Origin of the sequence: Phenylobacterium sp. (assembly GCF_030646615.1) — a bacterium.
GTDB lineage: Bacteria > Pseudomonadota > Alphaproteobacteria > Caulobacterales > Caulobacteraceae > Phenylobacterium.
In genome coordinates this window covers 55,021-75,552 of record NZ_JAUSLG010000037.1, presented here as the reverse complement: position 1 = coordinate 75,552, position 20,532 = coordinate 55,021, and the positions used below count along the sequence as shown (strand labels likewise).

Annotated in this window: 20 protein-coding genes; 12 read left to right on the top strand and 8 right to left on the bottom strand. The window is 66.7% G+C overall.

Annotated features, from left to right (window positions below):
• The 5 genes from Q7S93_RS05895 to Q7S93_RS05875 form a co-directional block, all read left to right on the top strand.
• On the top strand, positions 1-955 hold a 955-nt coding region (locus tag Q7S93_RS05895), incomplete at its 5' end, for an HAD-IC family P-type ATPase (protein ID WP_304712810.1).
• Between the two features lie 136 nt (positions 956-1,091).
• A complete protein-coding gene (locus tag Q7S93_RS05890) occupies positions 1,092-1,274 on the top strand; it encodes a hypothetical protein (RefSeq protein WP_304712809.1) in 183 nt (60 codons plus the stop codon).
• 4 nt (positions 1,275-1,278) lie between these two features.
• Positions 1,279-1,860 (top strand): potassium-transporting ATPase subunit KdpC, encoded by a 582-nt coding sequence (gene kdpC / locus Q7S93_RS05885; RefSeq protein ID WP_304712808.1) that lies wholly within the window; start codon positions 1,279-1,281, stop codon positions 1,858-1,860.
• A complete protein-coding gene (locus tag Q7S93_RS05880) occupies positions 1,857-4,526 on the top strand; it encodes a sensor histidine kinase (protein ID WP_304712807.1) in 2,670 nt (889 codons plus the stop codon). Before kdpC ends, Q7S93_RS05880 begins: the two co-directional genes overlap by 4 nt.
• Positions 4,523-5,215: a response regulator gene (locus tag Q7S93_RS05875; protein ID WP_304712806.1), complete on the top strand. Its 693-nt coding sequence runs from the start codon at positions 4,523-4,525 to the stop codon at positions 5,213-5,215. Before Q7S93_RS05880 ends, Q7S93_RS05875 begins: the two co-directional genes overlap by 4 nt.
• A 5-nt stretch (positions 5,216-5,220) precedes the next feature.
• Here Q7S93_RS05875 and Q7S93_RS05870 read toward each other — a convergent pair whose 3' ends face one another.
• The gene (locus Q7S93_RS05870; protein ID WP_304712805.1) at positions 5,221-5,985 is read right to left on the bottom strand and encodes a class I SAM-dependent methyltransferase; all 765 of its coding nucleotides are present in this window, start codon (positions 5,983-5,985) and stop codon (positions 5,221-5,223) included.
• A gap of 160 nt (positions 5,986-6,145) precedes the next feature.
• Here Q7S93_RS05870 and Q7S93_RS05865 point away from each other — a divergent pair, with 160 nt between their 5' ends.
• Both Q7S93_RS05865 and Q7S93_RS05860 read left to right on the top strand, forming a co-directional pair.
• The gene (locus tag Q7S93_RS05865) at positions 6,146-6,922 is read left to right on the top strand and encodes a GNAT family N-acetyltransferase (protein WP_304712804.1); all 777 of its coding nucleotides are present in this window, start codon (positions 6,146-6,148) and stop codon (positions 6,920-6,922) included.
• Positions 6,923-6,999: 77 nt separating this feature from the next.
• Positions 7,000-7,608 carry a glutathione S-transferase family protein gene (locus tag Q7S93_RS05860; RefSeq protein ID WP_304712803.1) on the top strand — a complete coding sequence of 203 codons (609 nt, stop codon included), beginning with the start codon at positions 7,000-7,002 and terminating at the stop codon, positions 7,606-7,608.
• A 97-nt stretch (positions 7,609-7,705) separates the two neighbouring features.
• On the opposite strand, the gene Q7S93_RS19035 is transcribed toward Q7S93_RS05860, so the two are convergent.
• From Q7S93_RS19035 to Q7S93_RS05850, 3 genes are read right to left on the bottom strand one after another with little or no spacing between them, the layout of a single operon-like run.
• Entirely contained in the window at positions 7,706-8,254 is a 549-nt protein-coding gene (locus Q7S93_RS19035; RefSeq protein ID WP_370652083.1) for a phosphotransferase, read from the bottom strand.
• Positions 8,247-8,732 carry a phosphotransferase gene (locus tag Q7S93_RS19030; RefSeq protein ID WP_370652082.1) on the bottom strand — a complete coding sequence of 162 codons (486 nt, stop codon included), beginning with the start codon at positions 8,730-8,732 and terminating at the stop codon, positions 8,247-8,249. Before Q7S93_RS19030 ends, Q7S93_RS19035 begins: the two co-directional genes overlap by 8 nt.
• A 27-nt stretch (positions 8,733-8,759) precedes the next feature.
• The gene (locus tag Q7S93_RS05850; protein ID WP_304712802.1) at positions 8,760-9,566 is read right to left on the bottom strand and encodes an alpha/beta fold hydrolase; all 807 of its coding nucleotides are present in this window, start codon (positions 9,564-9,566) and stop codon (positions 8,760-8,762) included.
• A 1,090-nt stretch (positions 9,567-10,656) separates the two neighbouring features.
• On the opposite strand from Q7S93_RS05850, the gene Q7S93_RS05845 reads away from it, so the two are divergent.
• From Q7S93_RS05845 to Q7S93_RS05825, 5 genes are all read left to right on the top strand, one after another.
• Complete coding sequence (locus Q7S93_RS05845) at positions 10,657-12,873, top strand: TonB-dependent receptor (RefSeq protein ID WP_304712801.1); 2,217 nt, start codon at positions 10,657-10,659, stop codon at positions 12,871-12,873.
• A gap of 45 nt (positions 12,874-12,918) precedes the next feature.
• Positions 12,919-14,295 carry an MFS transporter gene (locus tag Q7S93_RS05840; protein ID WP_304712800.1) on the top strand — a complete coding sequence of 459 codons (1,377 nt, stop codon included), beginning with the start codon at positions 12,919-12,921 and terminating at the stop codon, positions 14,293-14,295.
• Between the two features lie 29 nt (positions 14,296-14,324).
• Complete coding sequence (locus tag Q7S93_RS05835; RefSeq protein WP_304712799.1) at positions 14,325-15,236, top strand: TauD/TfdA dioxygenase family protein; 912 nt, start codon at positions 14,325-14,327, stop codon at positions 15,234-15,236.
• Between the two features lie 24 nt (positions 15,237-15,260).
• Positions 15,261-16,151 (top strand): TauD/TfdA dioxygenase family protein, encoded by an 891-nt coding sequence (locus tag Q7S93_RS05830; protein ID WP_304712798.1) that lies wholly within the window; start codon positions 15,261-15,263, stop codon positions 16,149-16,151.
• A 144-nt stretch (positions 16,152-16,295) separates the two neighbouring features.
• Complete coding sequence (locus Q7S93_RS05825; protein WP_304712797.1) at positions 16,296-16,736, top strand: RrF2 family transcriptional regulator; 441 nt, start codon at positions 16,296-16,298, stop codon at positions 16,734-16,736.
• Between the two features lie 15 nt (positions 16,737-16,751).
• On the opposite strand, the gene Q7S93_RS05820 is transcribed toward Q7S93_RS05825, so the two are convergent.
• Genes Q7S93_RS05820 through Q7S93_RS05805 form a run of 4 tightly spaced genes read right to left on the bottom strand, consistent with a single transcriptional unit; the run spans position 16,752 to position 20,495 of the window.
• On the bottom strand, positions 16,752-17,792 hold the full coding sequence (locus Q7S93_RS05820) for a sulfate/molybdate ABC transporter ATP-binding protein (RefSeq protein ID WP_304712796.1): 1,041 nt from the start codon (positions 17,790-17,792) through the stop codon (positions 16,752-16,754).
• An 8-nt stretch (positions 17,793-17,800) separates the two neighbouring features.
• Positions 17,801-18,634: a sulfate ABC transporter permease subunit CysW gene (gene cysW, locus Q7S93_RS05815; RefSeq protein WP_304712795.1), complete on the bottom strand. Its 834-nt coding sequence runs from the start codon at positions 18,632-18,634 to the stop codon at positions 17,801-17,803.
• Positions 18,631-19,485 carry a sulfate ABC transporter permease subunit CysT gene (cysT, locus tag Q7S93_RS05810; protein WP_304712794.1) on the bottom strand — a complete coding sequence of 285 codons (855 nt, stop codon included), beginning with the start codon at positions 19,483-19,485 and terminating at the stop codon, positions 18,631-18,633. Before cysT ends, cysW begins: the two co-directional genes overlap by 4 nt.
• The gene (locus Q7S93_RS05805; protein ID WP_304712793.1) at positions 19,482-20,495 is read right to left on the bottom strand and encodes a sulfate ABC transporter substrate-binding protein; all 1,014 of its coding nucleotides are present in this window, start codon (positions 20,493-20,495) and stop codon (positions 19,482-19,484) included. Before Q7S93_RS05805 ends, cysT begins: the two co-directional genes overlap by 4 nt.
• Positions 20,496-20,532 lie beyond the last annotated feature (37 nt).

Below are 20,532 nucleotides of genomic sequence, written 5' to 3'. Positions count from 1 at the left end.
CGAACCCGCAACGGGGCAGGGGAGGTCAATTCCCTTCTCCGCCCAGACGCGCATTTCCGGCATCGACGTCGACGGCCGTGAAATCCGCAAGGGCGCGGTGGATGCGGTGCTCAAGTTTGTCGGTCTCGACAAGGCCCAGGCACCCGCCGAATTCAACGGGGCGGTCGACCTTGTCGCGCGCACGGGTGGTACGCCGCTGGCTGTGGCCGATGACAAAAAGCTGCTCGGTGTCATCCACCTGAAGGACGTGGTCAAGCCCGGCGTGAAGGCCCGCTTCGCCGACCTGCGGCGCATGGGCCTGCGCACGGTGATGATCACCGGCGACAATCCGGTCACCGCCGCGGCCATCGCCACGGAGGCCGGGGTCGATGACTTCCTCGCCGAGGCCACGCCGGAGGACAAGCTGCGCCTGATCCGCGCCGAACAGGCCAAGGGCCGTCTGGTGGCCATGTGCGGCGACGGGGCCAATGACGCCCCGGCCCTGGCCCAGGCCGATGTGGGGGTGGCCATGCAGACCGGCGCCCAGGCCGCCCGGGAGGCCGGCAATATGGTGGACCTCGACTCCGACCCGACCAAGGTCATCGAGATCGTCGAGGTGGGCAAACAGATGCTGATCACCCGCGGCGCGCTCACCACCTTTTCGGTCGCCAACGACGTGGCCAAGTACTTCGCCATCATCCCGGCCATGTTCGTCACCGGCCTGCCGGCCTTGGGCGCGCTGAACATCATGGGGCTCTCGAGCCCAGAGAGCGCGATCCTCTCGGCGGTGATTTTCAACGCCCTGATCATTGTGCTGCTGATCCCACTGGCCCTGGGCGGCGTCCGCTACAGGGCGCTTGGAGCCTCGAAACTCCTGTCGCGAAACCTCGCCGTTTACGGCCTTGGCGGGCTCGTCGCCCCCTTCATCGGCATCAAGCTGATCGACCTGGCCCTCTCCGGCCTGGGGCTGGCCTGATGGACCGGGAACTGCTGCGCCGGCTGCTGGCCGCGGGCGCCTTCTTCGGTCTGGTCTTCGGCCTCGCCTTTCTGAGTGGGGCGTCAGGCCCAAACCTGGCGCCTCTAGCGCCGGCGTTCGAACCCGAGCCGTCACGATGAGCCGCCTCCTCGAAAGCCGCAGCTTCTGGTTCAAACTGGTCTGTGTGCTCTGCCTCGCCTTCAGCATCATGGTCCAGGTTCTGCAGCACTTCCGGGACGAGCCCTCTTCCATCGCCCGCCAGCAGCCCGTGGAGGCCCATGCCCCAGGCGGCCGCCCTGTCAACCCAGATCAAGAGTAGCCCCATGCTCGCCCTCATTCGTCCCGCCCTTATCTCGGTGGGCCTGTTCACTCTCCTCCTGGGCCTGGCCTATCCCCTTGCCATAACCGGCCTTGCCCAGGCCGCATTCCCGCAGCAGGCCGATGGAAGCCTGATCGTTCAAAATGGCCGCGTCATTGGATCAGCCCTGGTGGGGCAGACCTTCACCTCGGCGCGCTATCTGCAGGGCCGGCCGTCGGCGGTCGATTACGACGCCACAGGTTCAGGGGCTTCGAACCTGGGGCCGCTGAACGCCGAACTGATCGCAGAGACGTCGGAACGCGCAGCCGCCTGGAGGGTCGCAAACGACAGCGCGGAGGTCCCTGGCGACGCCGTCACGGCATCGGCCTCGGGCCTCGACCCACATATCTCGCCGGCCAACGCCCTGGCGCAGGCCGAGCGCATCGCTGCCGCCCGGGGGGCCGACGTCGTTCAGGTCCGTGGGGTCATCGCAAGACAGATTGAGGGCCGAACCTTCGGCATATTGGGACAACCTCGGGTCAACGTGCTTCAGACCAACCTCGCCCTCGACGGCGCGTTCCCCCCGGAGCACCCTGACCGTCCATGACCGCTGAGCTTCCCCGCCGGCCCGATCCTGACGCCCTGCTCGCAGCCACGCGGGCGGGGCGTGGTCGGCTGAAGGTGTTCCTGGGCATGTCGCCCGGCGTGGGCAAGACCTACGAGATGCTGCGCGCCGCACGGCGCCGGAAGGCCGAGGGCCAGGACGTGGTGGTCGGCCTGGTCGAGACCCACGGACGCAAGGAGACCCAGGCTCTGCTGAGGGGGATGGAGGTCATGCCCAGGTCGCCCCTGGAGCACCGCGGGGCGACGTTACTGGAGTTCGACCTCGACGGCGCTCTGGCGCGACGGCCCGCCCTGCTCCTGGTCGATGAATACGCCCACTCAAACGCCCCAGGCTCGCGGCACGCCAAGCGGTGGCAAGACGTGGACGAACTCCTGGCCGCAGGGATCGACGTCTGGACGACGCTGAACATCCAGCACCTGGAGAGCCTGGTCGACGTGGTCTGGAAGATCACCGGCGTCCGCCAGCGCGAAACCGTCCCCGACATGGCGCTCGACCGCGCCGATGAGATCGAGCTGGTGGACATCACGCCGGCCGAACTGCGGGAGCGGATGGGCGAGGGAAAGGTCTATGTGCCGGAGACCGCCCGCCTGGCGGCTGAGCAGTTCTTCAAGATCGAGAACCTGACCGCCTTGCGGGAACTCTCCCTGCGCCGTGCCGCCCAGGCGGTGGATGACCAGTTGATCGGCGCCATGAAGCGCGCCGGTGTCGAAGGACCCTGGGCGGCGGGTGAGCGCATCCTGGTCCTCATCGGTCCAGACTCCATGGCCGGCTCATTGGTGCGGGCCGGTAGACGCCTGTCGGACATGATGATGGACGCCCCCTGGAGCGTCGCCCATGTGGAGCGGCCCAATCGCGCCGGGATCTCGGCCGAGGCCGTCCAGCGGCTTCGCGAGGCGGTCAAGCTGGCCGAACAGCTGGGCGCCTCCACCGTCACTCTCACCGGCGACGACATCGTGGTCTCCGTCCTCGACTATGCGCGGCGTAACAACGTCACCCAGATCGTCATCGGCAAGAGCCGCGCGAGGCGCCCCTTCCGGCCGAGTCTGGCCGAAGCCCTGCTGGCCCGCACCCAGGGCGCAGCCTTGCATGTCGTGACCGAGGGCTCTGAACCGGCTGCGCCCAAGCCCCCCGCTCCGGCCCGACCGGCGGGTCTGGCCTGGCGACCACAGGCTGGCGCCATGGCCCTGGTGGCCGCCGGATTCGCCATCGCCCATAGCCTGGACCGATACGTGGAGAGCGTGAACCTCGCCATGGTGTTCATGCTCAGCGTGCTGGTCGCGGGCCTGGCCTATGGCCTCTGGCCGGCGCTCCTGGCGGCGGCGGCCTCGGCCTTTCTCTACAACTTCTTCTTTCTCCAGCCGCGGCTGACCGTCTGGATCGGCCATCCGGCCGATGTCCTGACCTTCGCGGTCTTCTTCGCCGTGGCGCTGACCACCGGCTGGCTGACCGGGCGTGTGCGCGATCAGGCGCGGCTGGTGGCCCGCCGGGCTTCGGCCATCTCCGCGGTGCTGGCGGCCACCCGGCAACTGTCCTCCGCGCCGGACGCCAAGGCCGCGTCGGCGGCCCTGGCCGAACAGCTGGCCGCTGCGACCCGCGGAGACGCCGTCGTTCTGACCCCCGCGGGCGAGGACCTGCAACTGAGCGCGGCCTCGCTCGGCGCCGCGCCCCTCACCCCGGGCGACATGGCCGCCGCCCGCTGGGCCTGGGCGCGGGGGGAGCCGGCCGGCGCAGGCACCGGGACCATGCCCAACCTGCCCTGGGTTTTTCGCCCGCTCCAAGGGGTGAAGGCCCGGGCCGGCGTCGCCGGAGTCAGCGCCTCGGCGGTCGCCTCCGAGGATGGGGAACGGTTCGTGGCCGCCCTGCTCGACCAGGGCGCGGTGGCGCTGGAGCGGGCGGAGTTCGCTGCGACGGCCGCAGACGCCGAGGCCCTGCGCCGCACCGACCGCCTCCGGGCCGCCCTGCTCAACTCCGTCAGCCACGACCTGCGCACGCCGCTGTCCACCGTGCTCGGCTCGGTCACCACCCTGATCGACTATGGCGGCGGACTTTCGGCGGCGGTGCGCGACGACCTCCTCCAGTCCATTCGGGAGGAAGCCGAGCGGCTGAGCCGCTATGTGGGCGACCTGCTGGACATGACCCGGCTGGAGGGCGGCGCCCTGGTGGCCCGGCGCGACTGGCTCGACGCCCGCGATGTGCTGCGCGCGGCTGTCGAGCGGGTGAGCCGCCGGCTCGGCCAGCGGAGGATCACCTGGGATTTTCCAGACAAGGTCACCCTGGTCATGGCCGATCCGACCCTGCTGGAGCAGGCCCTGGTGAACATCCTGGAGAACGCCATCGCCTACAGCCCCGACGCCAGCACGATTGAGGTGGCCGCCTATGAAGACCACAGGAACGTGGTCATCAGCATCGAGGACGAGGGGCGCGGCATCCCGACTCACGACCTCGAGCGGGTGTTCGAGAAGTTCCGCCGGCTGGACGAGGCCAGCGACCGCGGCAAGGGATCGGGCCTTGGACTCGCCATCGCCAAGGGTTTCATCGAGGTGATGGATGGCCGCATCGCCGCGGCCTCGCCGATCCATGAGGGCCGTGGCACACGTATTCTGATCAGCCTGCCCAAGTCGCGGGCCACCCCGGAAGGACTCCTGTGAGCGGCTCCCGCCCCCGTATCCTCGTCATCGATGATGAGCCGCAGATACACCGGTTCCTCGGTCCAGCCCTCGATGCGGCCGGTTATGAGCCGGTGCGCGCCGACACCGCCGAGGCGGGCCTGCGCGAACTGGCGCGCCGGGCCCCCGACGCCGTGGTGCTTGACCTGGGCCTGCCCGATCTCGACGGCAAGGCGGTCCTGGCCAAGGCGCGGGCCTTCTACAGCGGCCCGATCCTGATCCTGTCGGCGCGGGACCGGGAAACCGAGAAGATCGACGCCCTGGACCTGGGCGCCGACGACTATGTGGAAAAGCCCTTCGGCGTCGGCGAACTGCTGGCCCGCCTGCGGGTCGCCCTACGCCACGCCGCCACCCGCGAAGGGGCCAAGCCGGTGGTCGTCGCGGGCGACCTGACCATCGACCTGGTCAAGCGGCTGGTCACCCGGGCCGGCGAGCCTGTCCGCCTGTCGCCGCGGGAATATGATCTGCTGACCCAGCTGGTGCAGGGCGCCGGCAAGGTGATCACACACCGCCAGCTACTGACCGCCGTCTGGGGTCCCGCCCATGAGACCGACGTCCAGTACCTGCGCGTCTTCATCGGCCAGCTGCGCCAGAAGATCGAACCCGATCCCGCAACCCCCGGCCTGATCCTGACCGAGCCCGGCGTCGGCTACCGCTGGTCAGCAACGTGATGGCCTCAGGACTTCACCACCGCCCGATAGAGATGCGTCTCGTTGGCCAGCGAAAGCGCGCCTAGGGGGCGAAGCGCCTCCTCCACCTCCGCAAGCAGGCGCTCCCGCCGGGCCGCTTCAACCATGTTGTAGTCCGAGCGCGTGCGGAGCTGGCGAACGAAGGCGGCCGGCGTCACCTGCTCGATCCAGGTGAACGCCCGGTGCGTGACGGGGCCGAACAAGCCTGAAGCGTTGAAGAGCTCGCGAACAGGTCCGCCCGGCAGGTACCAGGCCTGGGGCGGCGGTCGCCAGAGGTCCGGCGCGATATCCTGGTAGATCGGCTCCAGTCGCTGCAGAATGTCCGCAGGCGGCGTCATGGGCACATGACCGAAGACGGCCAGAACGCCGCCGGCCCGCAACGCCCGGGCGGCGCGGGGGAAGCTAATTGCCGGATCGATCCAGTGCCACGCCTGGGCCGAGGCCACGAGGCCGAAGGCGCCGGGTTCGGCCTCGAACGCCTCAAACGGGGAGACGTGGAAGCTCACCGCGCCTGTCAGGTTCGCTTTCGCCAGGGCGACGAGTTCATCGCCGGGATCGATGGCGACGACCTGCCAACCCCGGTCGAGGAAGCCTTGGGTGGCTTGGCCGCTGCCACACCCGACTTCGAGAACCCGCATCGCCACCCCGCCGACGACGCTCGCCAGATCGTCGTACAGTTCGACCGGATAAGTCGGCCGCACCGCATCGTACTCTGCGGCCACCGCGTTGAACGTGTCTCGCTGATCAGGCACGGCGGCTCCCCGGCGGCGTTTCTCGTGAACGACGCTACACGAGAGAGGGCAAGCCGCCACCTGCCGGCTGCGCAGATGACCGCATGGAGTGGAAGGCGTCAGCAACGGCCGCTAGCCTGAACCGCCGTCGCTGACGGGAGGATGCGCCGGGAGACCACGGGTGAATGAGACCGACGAGCTGATTGAACTCTGCGTACGCGCGCTCGCCATGCAGATGAGCGCAGCGCCCGGCGCAGAGCTCCACATGACCCGGCGCTGCATTCTGGCCCTGACGGATGAAATCTCCGCCGATCATAATCGCCTGATCCTGGGGGCCGACGCCGATGTCGAAGGCTTCCTCGTTCGGGCCGTGGCGCGGGCGAGAGAACGAGATCGGCCCCTCGTGGCGCTCATGGCGCCCGCGGTCGCGGAGGCCCTGCCACCGCTCGCGACGCAGCTTGGCCTTACCGCCGTGGGCGCAGCCCCGCTCATGGTGCTTCGCCCCAACGTCGCGGTGCAACCGACCCGTCCGATCAAGGTTGTTCGCGCGCTCGGTCCGGAGTTGGTCGGCGTCGCAGGCGACCTGATCGCCGCCGCCTTCGATGAGCCCCGCGACGTCATCGCCCGGTGCATCGAGGTCAGCATCACCCCGACCTCAGGGATGGAGACCTATGTCGCCTGGGACGAGGACAGGCCCGTCTGCACCGTCTCGCTGACCCTGACGGGGGATACGGCCGGCGTCACGCTCATGGCCACCCCGCCTGAGCGCCAGGGCCAGGGCATGGGCCGCGCCCTGCTCACTCACGTGATCGATGACTACCGACGCCGGGGCGTGGAGCGCTTCCACCTGGGCGCCACCGAGGCCGGCCGACCGCTCTATGCGAGCCTCGGCTTTGACCTCGTCACAGACCTACCGGTGTGGGTGCTGGATCGGGCTGGGCCGGTGTTCGTCCCGTGAGCGCCAGATCTGCGTTAGGGGTAGCAGCTCTTCATCGGCCAGCTTGACCACTTTGCCGGGCGCGGTGAAGGTGTGCGATGGCGTTACAGATTATCGGCTCGCCCCGGTCACGTACAATGCGGACGCTTTGGGCCGCCGCAGAACTCCAACTAGAGTATGAACATCTGCCTTGGTCGTGGGATGACCCTCGCCTGAAGGACCCCGAGTTCCTGGATATGAATCCAGCCGGCGCAATCCCGACCATCATCGACGATGGTTTTGCCCTCTCCGAATCGCTCTCAATCAACCTCTACCTGGCGAAAAAGTACGGCCATGGTGACCCACTTCGACTCTATCCCACGTCCCTTGAGGGCGAAGCACGGGTGTGGCGTTGGAGTCTGTGGGCGCAGAGCCACCTCGAGCCGTGGGTGCAACGGGATGCCGACCTGCTGCTGATCCGCGAAGCTGCCGCCGAAAGCTCGTTCAACGTGCTGCAGAAGAGCCTGCGCATCCTCGATATGGCGATCTCGAAATCAGGATGGCTGGTGAACGGCAGCTTCACCATTGCCGATCTCAATGTTGCCGGGGTGCTCTCCCCATCACGCGCGGCGACGGCGGGTGTCCATGACCATCGGCATGTCAGCGATTGGCTGGACCGTTGTTACCAACGTCCTGCAGCGCTCGCAGTTCGCGAACGGTTCGGTTAGCAGCTGCCGACAGTCTGGAACACGCAGACTGGTGGCCGGCTGGCTGGGTCGGCTGATGGCGACGACCCCGACGCTACAAGGCCGCCTGAATCTGGACTCAGGTCACACCAAAGGGCTCATACGGCGCGTCCGGAATATAGCGTCGGGCCCGGTCATTGCCCGAAAGGTAGACCTCTTCCAGGGGCCACACCCAGTGGTCGCGCACGACAGAGAAGGCCGCGGCGCCTTGCGCCAGTTCGTCGGCTGACGCGCCGGTGACCTGGCGCCAACTGGATAGAAACGCGACAGTGGGCTCAGGCTGGCCGCTGAACATGTACGTCGCAGCCCTGACGGCTTCGTAGGCCCGGGGAAGCAGCGCCGTCTGCTCCCAATCAATCACGGCCGAGACCTGCCCTTCGCTGAAGAAGAGGTTGCCGTGGTGGTAGTCGCCGTGGGTGACCTGAAGCGCATCGCCAAGGTCATGGCCGTGGCGGCAATCGGGGTGCGCCATCCAGGCTCTCTGCGCCCGTACGCGCGCCAGGGCGATTTCGTCACGCTCGTCGGCTTCAGGGCGCCGGAGAATGGCATGCTCCAGGGCCGTCAGCCGGTCTTCCCAGGCCCTCCCGTCCCAGAGAAGGCGTGGGGGCCGCCACTCAGCTTTAGGCAAGCCGCCCAAAACCCGGTGCAGCCGACCCGAGCATGTCGCCCACGGCGGTGGCGTCTTCAAGCGTCAGGTCCCAGGCGGCCTTCTGAGCGCCATCGGCAAACGGAAACAGGGCGAAACAGACGCCGTCGCGCTCAACATGAAGCTCGCCGCTGATGGAGACCATCGGCGAGATGGCGGGCAGCGCGTGGCGCCGAACCCACGTGGTCACGCGAGCCTCGCGGTTCAGCTGGATTGCTGTGCCGGCGCAATACCGGCGTAGAACGTAGCGACCTGCCGATGTCTTGACCGAGAAGACGCGGTTGACGGCGCCGCCCGAAAGCTCCTCCACCTCACACCATGGCCCGATGTCCCACAGGCCGTGGAGGTCATCAGGGATGAGGGTGTCAGTCTGGGCGAGGTCGGCTGGACTCATGGCCTGCGACGGTGGCGCCTCTACAAAGCGAGGTCGAGGATGATCCTCGAGCAGGCGGTCAGACAAGCTCCCATCGTTGCGACTGCGCCTCCCCTACCCCGCCATCGCCGCCACTTCCTCGACCGCGGTGAAAACGGCCTTTGGGTGCTCGATGGGGATGTTGTGCCCGCAATCGACCAGGCGCCGGAAGCCTCGCTCAGACAGGCCCGCGAGCTCATCGTGCATGGCAAACCAGGCCGCCGTCTGCGCGTCGCTTTCCAGGAACGCGCTTTGCGTCGTGTCCATAGCGCTCAGCACGGCGAGCGGGGTTTGGCCGAGCGGCCTCCGGTCAGCCGCCGCCTCGATGGCGGTTGCGGCCCGCAGATGCAGGCTCTCCGAGATGGCCGTGAGCAGGTAGGACGGGCGCGTCCACATCTCGTGGAAGGCTGCGTTCATGGCCGGCGAGAGGTCTGGTCGTGGCACGGCGATCCTAGCCTTGTAGTCCGCAGCCTCAGGGGTGAGCCGTCCCGCCTGCGCCAACGCCAGCAATCGCAGGAAGACCTCCCGCTCCTGGTCGAGGTGCGGGCTTGGCCCGCCATAGAGGCGCTGCTCCCAATCGGCGAAGCAGGAATCGACCATCACCAAGCCCTGACAATCCTGAGGATAAAGGGCGGCGAACAGGTGCATGCGTATCCCACCAGCCGAGTGCCCGACCAGAATGTAAGGTGGACCCAATTGCGCCGCGGCCAAGGCGGCTCGCAGATCAGCGACGATGGCGCTTGAGGTTCTGGGTTCCGGCCCTGCATCGCTGAAACCCAGGCCCGCATTGTCGAACGAGACAACGCGAAACCCCCGCGAAAGCCGGTGCTGGACGAGCGCCCAATCCAGGGTGATGCCGAGGTAGCCTGCGGCGAGAACCACAGTGATGGGGCCCTCGCCCGTGATGCAGAGGTTCAGCCTGCGGCTGGACGAAACCGGCGAAAGGGTCTGAGCGCGGGCGTAGATGTCCGTCGCAGCCGAGGGGCCGTGGGGTGTCGTATTCACGGGGTTATCCTGAGAGAAGATTGACGCGAGCCCACGGGCGCGCAGGCCAGCGCGTCTGGGCGTTCACGGCCTCGCGCAGAGCGCGAGAAGGGCTCAGCTCTCTTTCACCGGGCGAGCCTAGCCGCACGCTTGAGCGACCGCAATGTAAGTCGGCCGACCGGGATCGAGCGCTCGGACTCTCTTGACCAGCCTCGTGATCGGTCAGGAGGTTTGGGAACGATCACCGCGCCTCGCGGTGAGCCGCTGTGCCGCCAGTGGATCAGACGCTCTAGCGCTCGCGCCGGAGGACGCGAGAGCTCCGGCGATGACCAAGCCTCGTCCAGGTGACGCAGAGGCCCTACGCCGCGAGGCACGCCCGGCGCATTTGCTATTATCGACGATGGGGCGTCTTGTAGTTGAACTCAACCTTCCCGTGCAGCGGAGGCGCCCATGTCCCCCGATGAGCTTAGACGACTGAACATCGCACACTTCGAGCGACTTCTTGCTCGAACGACGGATCCGAAAGAGCGAACGAAAATCGCTGGATTAATCACCGAAGAACACGCCAAGACCGCCGACGCCTATCCGCGACAAGCACCCCGCGTATAGTCACAGTGAAATAGACCTTATCCGCCACCAACATGCCTATGTTTGACGGAATCTAGGTCATCGGCGTCCGTGCTGAGAGGCGCGGGGCCTGTCTGTGCCCGGCGCCGCAGCGGTCGCCCGATCCCAACGCACGGCGGACGCGTCGATGATCCTTCCTTTCCTCCCCCGGGAATGGGGAGAACCGCCCATGTGAGCCCCGCTCAAAACGCCCCGAGAAAAAGTGACTCTATTATTCCCGTAGAATTTGTATTCTTTCTGTGCGGCCGAGGTCGCGCAGCAAGAGCACGGGGATTTTTCGGTGAGTTTGATAAGCGTTCTGTCAGCCACAGCGGCCACGGCGGCGGCCCTTCACGGCGCCGGGTCGGAAACAGGCCCTCCAGTGCGCGAGTCCGTCGAACTCCAGGAAGTCGTGATCACCGCGCGGCGACGCGAGGAGCGCCTGCAAGACGCGCCGATCAGCGTGTCGGCCGTAGCGGGTCAGGTTCTGGCGGTGGAACGTCTGGATCGCGTGGCGGACTATTCGGCCAAGATTTCCAATTTCAATGCGCTTCAGCAGAACACCCGCGTTTCGACCGTGACCATCCGCGGGGTCGGCGGCAACGCCAACAGCGACGGCTCAGAGGCTGGCGTCGGTCTGATCGTCGACAATGTGTTCTTCACCCACCCCGGCTTCAGCTGGCTGGATTTCGTCGATCTGGCGAGCGTCGAGGTCGCCCGCGGTCCTCAGGGGACGCTGCTGGGCAAGAACACGACCATCGGTGCGGTCATTGTCACCACCCAACGCCCGAGCTTCACGCCTGAGGCCACCCTCTCCGCCACCATCGCCAACCACCATCGCTACCAGATCCGCGCGAACCTGTCCGGCCCCCTGAGCGACCGCGTCGCCGGTCGGCTGACACTCTACGGCGACACCTCGGACGGCTGGATCACCAACGGGCCAACAGGCGACGGCTATCTCGATACAGGACGCTGGGCGGTTCGGGGGCAGCTGCTCTATGAGGGCGACGCCCTGTCAAACCGGCTGATCGTCGAGCAGTATGGCACCCGGGAGTTCAACAACTTCTATCCGCCGGTCGGCGACCCCCTCACCTTCGTCAACGGCGCCCCTCGTAACGGTTGGGCTCGCAAGCTTCAGACCGGCTTCGGATATGTCCCCAGCTACGAGGTGGAAGACGCCAACCTGGACACTCAGGAGCGGCTGGTCTCCCGGACGACGGGACTCTCAAACCAGGCGGACTGGCGGCTGGGGGACCACACCCTCACCTCCGTGACCGCTTGGCGGAAGCTCTACTTCCGCCCACGCAATGACGGCGACAACTCTCCCTTCCCAATCTTTCATGCCGGCTACGACGTCGATGTCGACCAGTACTCGCAGGAGCTACGGCTGGCCTCGCCCAGCAGCGGCGTGCTCGACTATCAAGTGGGCGTCTTCCTGCTGCGACAGGACGTCACCAGCAACTTCAGGACCCCTTTCTATGCCGGGGCGACCGCGTTCTTCCTGAACCCGGCCTTGCCTGCGCTGATCCTCGACGGCGTCGAGGCGAACCAGTTGGGCGAAGCAAAGACCCTCAGCGGCGCCGTGTTTGGCCAGGCCACCTGGCGCCCGACGGAGCGCGCAGCTCTGACCGTTGGCGCGCGGTATACGCGTGAGCGCAAGGAGGCCTCTAACGCCGCGACATCCTTTGGCGGCGTCCCCCTGACCGGAGCGCTTGCGTCCCTCCAAGCCTATCGCGCCGCCGTCGCCGGCCCGACCTTTCTCGTCTCCGAGGAGAGCGAAGATGGGAGCGTGTCCTGGCTGATCAACCCGTCCTACAAGGTCAGCCGGGACATCCTCGCCTATGCCTCCATCGGCTACGGGGAGAAGTCCGGAGCCGCCAATCTAGGGGCCAAGCCCGGCGACCGGGTGATCATCGACCCGGAAAAATCCACCGACTTTGAACTCGGACTGAAGACGACCTGGCTGGACGGCCGCGCCACCCTCAACGGCAACCTCTACTGGAATGACATTGAGGACTATCAGGCGACCCTGTCTGACACCCGAGGCGCAACCAGCCGTTCCTATCTCGCCAATGTCGGCAAGGTTCGCATGCAGGGCGTCGAGCTCGAGGGCCAGCTGCAGGCCACCGCCGAGCTCAATCTGTCCTTCAGCGCCGCCCTCAACGACGCGCGATACGTCTCCTATCCCAGCGCTCCGGTTCCCCAGGAATACGCCTTTCCCGGCGCGCCGGGAGCCGTCGACCTTTCAGACACCCGTGTGCCCAACGCCCCACGCTTCACCGGCCAGGTCAGCGCCCGATATGAGCGTCCCCTGGCGGCCGGCGGCACGGCGTTCGCCTACGGAAATCAGACCTGGCGCAGCGACACCTTCTCGCATGCGTTGTCCGCCTATGGCCGGCAGGACGGCTACGGGCTGACAAACGTCGGCTTGGGCTATCGCACGGACGGCGAGCGCTATGCCGTCCAGATCTGGGCCCGCAATCTGTTCGATGAGCGCTACGCCGCCGCCTTCGGGCTTGCAGGCGCCTCAACGCCCTACATCGCCATCCTCGGGGAGCCCCGCACCTTCGGCGTGACCCTCACCGCTAAACCGTTCTGATGCGCTGGGGGCCCGGCGCCCCCGGCCTCCAAGGAGGCCTTGATAGTGTCCACCCCCGCTTCAGCCGCGCCAGCCCGTTGGCGTCTCGCCGCGTTCGCCTCCCTTGGCGTGCCGATGGCCGCTGCAGGCTTGCCGCTGGCTGTGTATCTGCCGCCCTTCTACGCTCAGGAGCTCGGCCTGGGACTGGGCGTGGTCGGCGCGATCTTCATGCTCAGCCGAGTGTGGGATGCGCTGACTGATCCCCTGGTGGGCATTCTGTCTGACCGCACCCGGACGCGCTTCGGAAGGCGGAAGCCCTGGATTGCGGCCGGCGCCCCAGTGTTTGCGCTCGCGATCACCGCCATCTTCATGCCGGCTCTCTTCGGGGTTCAACCCGGCGCGGTCTGGCTCGCCGTGTGGCTGGGGATCCTCTACCTCGGCTGGACCGCGGTCCAGATCCCCATGTTGGCATGGGCCGGCGAACTGGCGACCCAGTACCATGCCAGAAGCCGGGTCCAGACCTTCATCCAGGTCTCTCATGCCCTTGGCCTCCTGCTGGTGCTCATCCTGCCCGCAGGCCTGGACGCCCTGGCCGCGAGGAACGGCGTCGCTGCGTCCGGCTCGCTCAAGCTGGCGGCGATGGCTGGATTTGTCCTCGTCCTGCTTGGACCGACCCTCGTGGCGGCGCTCGTGTTCAACCGCGAGCCCCCAGCGACGTCGGCGGCGCGGGGACCAGGGGTCGCCAGGCAGCTTCGGTCAGCCCTTCGCGATCCTCTGATTCTGCGCGTCCTCGCCTCGGACTTTGCGGTCACCCTGGGCCAACTGATCCGGAGCTCCCTCTTCGTCTTCTTCGTGTCGGCCTATATGGGCCGCCCCGAATTGGCCGCCGGTCTCTTCCTCCTGCAGTTCGTGTTCGGGGTCTTCGCCGGGCCGATCTGGCTGAAGGTGGGGTACCGCCTGGGCAAACACCGCACCGCGGTCGCCGGTGAGGTGGCGCAGGTGGCGATCAACCTGGCGCTCTTTCTGGTCACCCCTGAGACCCTGCCCCTGCTCCTTGCCCTCACCGTCGCCCAAGGCCTCGCCCAGGGGTCCGGCAATCTGATGCTGCGCGCGATCGTCTCTGACATCGCCGACAAGCAGAAGCTTGAGACCGGGGAAGACCGCGCCGGGCTGCTGTTTTCCGCCTTCAGCCTCGCCAGCAAGGCCGCGACAGCGGTCGCGGTCGGGGTCGCCCTCCCCTTGGTCGCAGTTTTGGGGTTCAAGCCCGGCGCCGAGAACACGGTCGAAGCGCTGCTGGGCCTGAAGCTGGTCTTCACCCTCGGGCCAGCCCTGGCGCACGCCGCCTCCGCCCTGCTGATCGCGCGCTTCCCGCTCGACGAGTCGCAGCACCGCGAGATCCGGGAGGCGCTGGCCCTGCGCGCCAACGCCCAACCCGCCGAATGAATCTTCCGCTCAACACAAAGGAGTCTCCCATGAGCGACACCCGCCAGCATCAAGCCCTCGACATCCTCCCGGTCGGCGGACGTATCGGAGCTGAAGTCACCAACGTCTTCCTGACGCCAGAACTCGAGGACTCGGTGATCCAAGCGATCGAGACCGCGCTCTACGAGCACAAGGTTCTCTTCTTCCGAAATCAGCATCATCTGAACGACGCCAGCCAGGAAGGTTTCGCCGCGCGCCTGGGGCGCCCCGTCCCGCACCCCACCGTTCCGGTCAGGGACGGTTCAAGCTACCTCCTTGAGCTGGACTCCAGCCGGGGCGGCCGCGCGAACGCCTGGCACACCGATGTCACGTTCGTGCCGGCCTATCCGAAGGCCTCGATCCTGCGGGCTGTCGTCTCGCCGGAGGCCGGCGGCGATACGGTCTGGGCGAACACCGCCGCGGCCTATGAGAGCCTCCCCGAGCCGCTCAAGCATCTGGCTGACAGCCTTCGTGCGGTCCACACCAACGCCTACGACTACGCCGCCACGCGCTCCAACGTCCGCGAAGAGGATGTCGCCCGACACAGGAACGTGTTTGCGTCGACCGTGTACGAGACCGAACACCCGGTCGTCCGTGTTCATCCGGTCACCGGGGAGCGGCACCTGCTCCTCGGGCAGTTCGTGAAAGGGTTCGCCGGGCTCTCAAGCAGCGACTCCCGCCGGCTGTTCGAAATCCTGCAGGACCATGTCACCCGGCTGGAGAACACCGTCCGCTGGCGCTGGCAGGCTGGTGACGTCGCCATCTGGGACAACCGCGCCACCCAGCACTACGCCGTCAATGACTATGGGGACCGCCATCGCGTGATGCGTCGCGTGACCCTCGACGGCGACGTTCCGGTCGGCGTGGACGGCCGACCCAGCCGCGCCCTTGCCCCCGCGGCGGCCGCCCTGGCGGCTGAGTAACTTTCACAGGCGGAGATTCCAGACATGAACGCCATCGCACATCCTTCAGCGCCGGCCGCCGAAATTGAAGCCGGCCTGACCTTTACGCCAGCTGGCCCGCTCCTTGGGGCCGAGGTTGAGGGGGTTGACCTTAGAGCACCGCTGAACCCCTTGACTGTCGCCACGCTTCGCGGCGCTCTGAACCGCTACAAGGTGCTGTTCTTCCGCGACCAGGACATCTCGCACGGAGATCATGTTCGCTTCGGCCGCTACTTCGGTGATCTTGAGGGGCATCCGGTCACCACCACCGTGCCCGACTATCCCGAAATTCTGCACATCGAGGCTGCGGACGGCCTGAAAATCACCGAAGAGACTTGGCATCTCGCCCGCCCGGCCAACAAGTGGCACACCGATGTCACGTTTCGGCAGAAGCCGTCATTCGCCGGCATCCTGCGGGCGCGAAAACTCCCTCCGGCCGGGGGTGATACGATCTTCGCAGACACGGCGGCGGTCTATGCCGACCTGCCAACAGACGTGAAGAGCCGGATCGAGCGTCTGCGGGCCGAACACGACATTATCCAGAGCTTCGGCTGGCGGGTGGACGAGGCCAAACGCGCCCAACTTCGGGCTGAGCATCCGCCGCAGTCTCACCCGGTGGTTCGCACCCACCCAGAGACGGGTGAGAAACATCTGTTCGTCAATCACGTCTTTACGACCAGGATTCTCGGCATTTCAGAGGCCGAGAGCCGGGACCTGCTGGCCTATCTGACTGACCGGGTAAAGGCGCCGGAGTACCAGGTGCGTTTTCGGTGGAGCCCAAACGCCATCGTCTTCTGGGACAATCGCGCGACGCAGCACTACGCCGTGCTCGACTACGTTCCCCACGAGCGCATCGTCGAGCGTGTCACTGTGACCGGGGCGGACATCCCCTTCTGAGGCGTCCCACCCGGCCGCGCTCTGCGGCCGGGTGCGGGCTTCGAGAGGCTCATGACTGGCGGGACAGTCGGATTGAAACTATGTACCCCTTCGAACTAGGAATTTCGAAGAGGCCCCTAAGCGGGCCGTCGCGGCGGAACATAGATGATCTCAAAGAAGGCGCTTTACGCAATCCGCGCCCTCATGAGCCTGGCGCGGGCGGCGCCTGGGGCGATGAACACCGGCGAGATTGTGCTGGCCAACGACCTGCCGCGCAAATTCCTCGAGGCGATCCTGCTGGACCTGAAGCGCGCCAGGATCACCGTCAGCGAACGTGGCCGAGAAGGCGGACACCGCCTCGCCCGAGCGCCAGGGGAGATTAACCTGGCGGATATTATTCGCGCCATCGACGGACCGCTGGCGATGCTGCCCTGCGCCTCGGTCACCAGCTATCGACCCTGCGACGACTGTCCGGACGTGGAAAACTGCCAGATCCGGAGGGCGTTCGCCAAGGGTCGTGACGCCCTGGCCGAGGTGCTGGAGAGCACCACCCTCGCCGACCTGGTGGCGCGGCCCGACATGGCGCCCGCCGGAATCCTGGTGTGAGACTCCGGCGATCCGTTAGGTTCCCGCCGGGAATACGGTGAAACGCTCGGGCGCAAGACGGACCTGAGCCCCGCGGGTCACCCCGTCCGGCAACCTGCCGCGCGCCCAGTCGATCTCCATCACCTGGTCGCCCCGCCGGCATTCCAACCGGGTGGCCGGCCCCCTCGCGATGACCCCGACCACCTCAGCCATGAAGCCTCGGCCGTCGGCCGGATTGATCTCGACCTCGTGGGGCCGGAAGAAGGCCTTGACCTCGCCTGATCCATCACCGGGAAGAGGGAACCGCGCGTCATAGACGTGAAGCTCTCCATCCCGGACCAGGCCGCGCGCCTCATTGGCGGCGCCCAGGAAGTCGAAGACAAACGGGGTGGCGGGCGAGGCGTAGATGTCATTGGGCGCCCCAACCTGTTCGATCTTCCCGCCGTTGAGAATGGCGACCCGATCGGCCAGGTCCATGGCCTCTTCCTGGTCGTGTGTGACGAAAATGGTCGTCACACCCGTTTCGTCGTGGAGCCGCCGCAGCCAGTAGCGCAGCTCGCGTCGAACCTTCGCATCCAGGGCTCCGAACGGCTCATCGAGCAGCAGCATCCGCGGCTCGATCGCCAGCGCCCTGGCCTGGGCGACCCGCTGTCGCTGGCCCCCCGAAAGTTGCGAGGGGTAGCGTGCGCCATAACCCTCCAGCTGAACCAGTCGCAGCAGCTCGTCGGTTCGTCGCTTGATCTCCTCCGCCGAGGGCCGATCGCGACGCGGCCGGACACGGAGGCCAAATCCGATATTGGCCGCCACCGTCATATGCCGGAACAGCGCATAGTGCTGGAACACCATGCCGGCCCTACGCTCGCGAGCGCTCAACGACAGAAGATCGGCGCCGTCGAAGCTCACATCCCCGGTCGTCGGACTGATCAGCCCGGCGAGGATGCGCAGGAGCGTGGTCTTTCCTGAGCCCGAGGGACCCAGCAGCGCCAGGAACTCCCGGTCACCCACCTCAAGGTCAAGGTTGTGGAGCGCCTGGCTCTGGCCGTAGGTCTTTGAGATATTCTTGATGATAAGGGGCATGTGACTGCTCAGTGCCGGCGGCTGGCCGAGAGCTCGTCGGCGAAGCGCCATTCGAGCCCGGATTTGATGACAAGGGTGACGATCGCCAGTCCGGCGAGGATCGTGGCGGTCGCAAAGGCGCCGACGAAGTTGTACTCGTTGTAGAGAATCTCCACGTGCAGCGGCAGCGTATTGGTCTGACCGCGGATGTGCCCGGACACGACAGAGACGGCGCCAAATTCCCCCATGGCCCGCGCATTACAGAGCAGTACGCCATAAAGCAGCGCCCACTTTATGTTGGGCAAGGTCACCATGAAGAAGGTGCGAAACCCCCCTGCTCCCAAGGTGATCGCCGCCTCTTCCTCATCGGCGCCCTGCTCCTGCATGAGCGGAATGAGTTCCCGGGCGACGAAGGGCAAGGTGATGAACAGGGTGGCCAGGACAAGGCCGGGCACTGCGAACAGGATCTGAACATTGGCCGAGGCCATCGGCCCCGCCAGCCATCCGCTGGCGCCGAACAGCAGCACCCAGACCAGGCCAGAGATGACCGGCGACACCGAGAAGGGCAGATCAATCAGGGTGAGCAGCAGACCCTTCCCCGGAAAGTCAAACTTAGTCACCGCCCAGGCGGCCGCGACCCCGAACACCGCGTTAAGCGGCACAGCGATCGCCGCCACCAGCAGGGTCAGGCGGATGGCCGACCAGGTGTCGGAATGGGCGAAGATGTCGAGATACTCCGCCGGGCCCCGTCGGAAGGCTTCGACGAACACCATGCCCATCGGCAGGAGGATGAGAATGGCGACATAGGCGACGCCTATGCCGAGCAGAATGGGCGACGGCCGCCCTATTGATTTCTCGCTCATCGGCCAGCCCCCGGGGTCGCCATCAGTCGCTGGAAGCCGTTGACCGCCAGCAGGATCAGGAAAGAAAGACTGAGCATCGCCAGCCCGACGGCTGCGGCGCCCGCATAGTCGTATTCCTCCAGGCGCACGACGATCAGGAGGGGTGCGATTTCCGTCCGAAGGGGCAGGTTGCCGGCGATGAAGATGACCGAACCGTACTCGCCGACAGCCCGGGCGAAGGCCAGGGAAACCCCGGTGATCAGGGCGGGTCGGATCGCCGGGAGGACCACCATCCAGGTTCGCTGCCAGCTGTTGGCGCCCAGCGTGAACGCCGCCTCTTCCAAGCCGGAGTCCAGGTCCTCAAGCACCGGCTGTACCGCCCGCACGACGAAGGGAAAACCGACGAAGGTCAGAGCGATGACGACCCCAAGAGGCGAATAGGCCGCCCGAATGCCGAACTCCGCCAACCAGAGACCAATCGGACCATTGGGGGCGTAGAGGGCCGTCAGGGCGATGCCGGCGACGGCGGTCGGCAGGGCGAAGGGCAGATCGATTAGGGCGTCGAGAAGCCGGCGGCCAGGAAACTGCATGCGGACCAAGACCCAGGCGACGATCAGTCCCATCACGGCATTGATCGCTGCGGCGATCGCCGAGGCCCCAAAGCTCAGCTTCAGAGCCGCCAGGACGCGTGGGGAGGTGACCACGTCCCAGACCCCGGCCACGCCCAGTTCCCAGGGCCGCAGGATGAGCGCCGTAAGCGGGATCAGGACAATCAGGCTCAGATAGATGACCGTGAAGCCCAGGGAGAGCTGAAAGCCCGGGAGCAGTCTGGCGTTGCGTCGTCGCGGCGCCGAGGTGACGGCGAGGCTCATCGGGCGGCCGGCTGGTAGATCTTGTCGAACACCCCGCCCTCGGCGAAGTGCTTGGCCTGGGTCGCGGGCCAGCCGCCGAAGTCGGCGATCGTCACCAGTTCCAGTTGCCTGAACTTCTCGGCGTGCCGGGCGGCGACCTCTGGGCTGCGCGGCCGATAGTGATGCTTGGCCGCCAGTTCCTGCGCCTTTGGCGCATACAGGCCCTCAAGATAGGCCTCGGCCATGGCGCGGGTCCCGCGGCGGTCGACAACGGCGTCCACAACCGCGACCGGGGGCTCGGCCAGCACCGAGAGACTCGGGGTGACGATCTCCACCATGCCCTCACCCAGCTCCTCGATGGCCAGGAAGGCTTCGTTCTCCCAGGCCAGCAGGACATCGCCGATGCCGCGCTGGACAAAGGTGGTGGTCGAACCGCGGGCGCCGGTATCCAGCACGGGCACGTTCCGGAACAGCGCGCCGACAAAGCGTTCCGCCGCCGCCTCATCCCCCTGCGCCTTCAAGGCATAGGCCCAGGCCGCCAGATAATTCCAGCGGGCGCCGCCAGAGGTCTTGGGATTGGGGGTGATGACCTCAACGCCCGGGCGAACCAAGTCGGCCCAGTCACGGATCGCCTTGGGGTTCCCCTTCCGGACGAGGAAGACGATGGTGGAGGTATAGGGGCAGCTGTTATCCGGCAGGCGGCTTTCCCAGCCGGACTGGATCAGACCGCGCTCGGCGATTGCGTCAATGTCCGCCGCCAGCGCCAGCGTGACGACATCCGCGGCAAGGCCGTCGATCACTGAACGCGCCTGCTTGCCGGACCCGCCGTGTGACTGTTCCAGCGCCAGAGGCGGGTTGCCGGCCCCAGCCCAATCGCTGGAGAACATCTCGTTGTATTCTTTGTAGAATTCTCGCGTCGGATCGTAGCTGACGTTGAGAAGGGTTTGGGCGCTGGCTTGGCTGCCGCAGGCCGAAAGGGCCAGGGCGCTGCCCCCGAGCAGTAGGGCGCGGCGATCAATGGCGAAGCTCATGGTGTGGCTCTCCCTCGTGACGCCCGAAGCCAAGACG